At 59.4% G+C, this 2,835-nt stretch carries 1 protein-coding gene; it reads right to left on the bottom strand.

The window, feature by feature from the left end; all coding sequences use genetic code 11:
• Positions 1-2,835: S-layer family protein (locus tag QCE49_RS19830; RefSeq protein WP_309806328.1), on the bottom strand; the 2,835-nt coding region annotated here is incomplete at both ends.

The raw sequence follows: 2,835 nt of genomic DNA, 5'->3' as shown, positions 1-2,835 counted from the left end.
GTTCACGTCGCCGTTGATCACGACACCGTTGCCCGAGTCCGAATTACCGTCAACGTTCAGCGAGCTGTCATTGTTGGTGTTCGTATCACCGTTGATGATCACGCCGTCGCCGGTGTTCGAATCACCGTTGATGTCCGTCGAGCTGTTGTTGTCCGTGTTCACGTCGCCGTTGATCACGACACCGTTGCCCGAGTCCGAATTACCGTCAACGTTCAGCGAGCTGTCATTGTTGGTGTTCGTATCACCGTTGATGATGACGCCGTTGCCGTTGTTGGCTTCGCCGTTGATATCCGTCGAGCTGTTGCCGTCGGTGTTCACATCGCCGTTGACGATCACGCCGTCGCCGTTCGTCGCCGAGTTACCGTCGATGTTCAGCGAGCTGTCGTTGGACGTGCTCGTGTTGCCGTCGATCACTACGCCGTTGCCGTTGTTGGCTTCGCCGTTGATGTCCGTCGAGCTGTTGCCGTCGGTGTTCACGTCACCGTTGACGATCACGCCATCGCCGTTCGTCGCCGAGTTACCGTCGATGTTCAGCGAGCTGTCGTTGGACGTGCTCGTGTTGCCGTCGATCACCACGCCGTTGCCGTTGTTGGCTTCGCCATTGATATCCGTCGAGCTGTTGCCGTCGGTGTTCACGTCACCGTTGACGATCACGCCGTCACCGTTCGTCGCTGAGTTGCCGTCGATGTTCAGCGAGCTGTTATCCGTCGTCGACGTGTTGCCGTCGATCACCACGCCGTCGCCGTTGTTGGCTTCGCCGTTGATGTCCGTCGAGCTGTTGCTGTCGGTGTTCACATCGCCGTTGACGATCACGCCGTCGCCGTTTTTCGACGAGTTGCCGTCGATGTTCAGCGAGCTGTTGTCCGTCGTCGACGTGTTGCCGTCGATCACCACGCCGTTGCCGTTGTTGGCTTCGCCGTTGATGTCCGTCGAGCTGTTGCCGTCGGTGTTCACATCGCCGTTGACGATCACGCCGTCGCCGTTATTCGACGAGTTGCCGTCGATGTTCAACGAACTGCCGTTGGACGTGCTCGTGTTGCCGTCGATCACCACGCCATTGCCGTTGTTGGCATCACCGTTGATGTCCGTCGAGCTGTTGCCGTCGGTATTCACATCGCCGTTGACGATCACGCCGTCGCCATTCGTCGCCGAATTGCCGTCGATGTTCAGCGAGCTGTTGTCGGTCGTCGACGTGTTGCCGTCGATCACCACGCCGTTGCCGTTGTTGGCTTCGCCATTGATGTCCGTCGAGCTATTGCCGTCGGTGTTCACATCGCCGTTGACGATCACGCCGTCGCCGTTGTTCGACGAGTTGCCGTCGATGTTCAACGAACTGCCGTTGGACGTGCTCGTGTTGCCGTCGATCACCACGCCGTTGCCGTTGTTGGCTTCGCCGTTGATGTCCGTCGAGCTGTTGCCGTCGGTGTTCACGTCACCGTTGACGATCACGCCATCGCCGTTCGTCGCCGAGTTGCCGTCGATGTTCAGCGAGCTGTCGTTGGACGTGCTCGTGTTGCCGTCGATCACCACGCCGTTGCCGTTGTTGGCTTCGCCGTTGATGTCCGTCGAGCTATTGCCGTCCGTGTTCACATCGCCGTTGACGATCACGCCGTCGCCATTCGTCGCCGAGTTGCCGTCGATATTCAGCGAGCTGTCGTTGGACGTGCTCGTGTTGCCGTCGATCACCACGCCGTTGCCGTTGTTCGCATCGCCGTTGATGTCCGTCGCGCTGTTGCCGTCGGTGTTCACATCGCCGTTGACGATCACGCCGTCGCCGTTCGTCGACGAATTGCCGTCGATGTTCAGCGAGCTGTTGTCGGACGTGCTCGTGTTGCCGTCGATCACCACGCCGTTGCCGTTGTTGGCATCACCGTTGATGTCCGTCGAGCTGTTGCCGTCGGTGTTCACATCGCCGTTGACGATCACGCCGTCGCCGTTATTCGACGAGTTACCGTCGATGTTCAACGAACTGTCGTTGGACGTGCTCGTGTTGCCGTCGATCACCACGCCGTCGCCGTTGTTGGCTTCACCGTTGATGTCCGTCGAGCTGTTGCCGTCGGTGTTCACATCGCCGTTGATCACAACGCCGTCGCCGTTCGTCGCCGAGTTACCGTCGATGTTCAGCGAGCTGTTGTCAGTCGTCGACGTGTTGCCGTCGATCACCACGCCGCTGCCGTTGTTGGCTTCGCCATTGATGTCCGTAGAGCTGTTGCCGTCGGTGTTCACATCGCCGTTGATCACAACGCCGTCGCCGTTCGTCGCCGAGTTACCGTCGATGTTCAGCGAACTGTCGTTGGACGTGCTCGTGTTGCCGTCGATCACCACGCCGTTGCCGTTGTTGGCTTCGCCATTGATGTCCGTCGAGCTGTGGCCGTCGGTATTCACATCGCCGTTGATCACAACGCCGTCGCCATTCGTCGACGAATTGCCGTCGATGTTCAGCGAGCCGTTGTTTGTCGTGTTCGTGTCACCATTGATGACCACGCCGTCGCCGTTCGCAGCATTGCCCGAGATGTTGGTCGAACCGCTGTCCGTGTCCACATCGCCGTTCACGACCACGCCATTGCCATTCTTCGACGAGTTGCCGTCGATGTTCAGCGAACCGTTCTCGATCACGCTCGTGTCGCCGTTGATGACCACGCCCGAACCATTGGCCGCATTGCCGTTGATGTCGGTCGAACCATTGCCCGACACGTTCGTGTCGCCGTTGATGACCACGCCGGAGCCGTTCGTCGACGAATTGCCGTCGATGTTCAGCGTGCCCTTGTCGGTCACGTCCGAATCGCCGTTGATCACAACACCCGAACCGTTGTTCGCATGGCCGTCGATGTCCGT

Origin of the sequence: Caballeronia sp. LZ008 (genome assembly GCF_031451435.1) — a bacterium.
GTDB classification, from domain to species: Bacteria; Pseudomonadota; Gammaproteobacteria; order Burkholderiales; family Burkholderiaceae; genus Caballeronia; species Caballeronia zhejiangensis.
The sequence above is the reverse complement of the archived record's forward strand: the minus strand, read 5'-3'. Positions and strand labels throughout refer to the sequence as shown.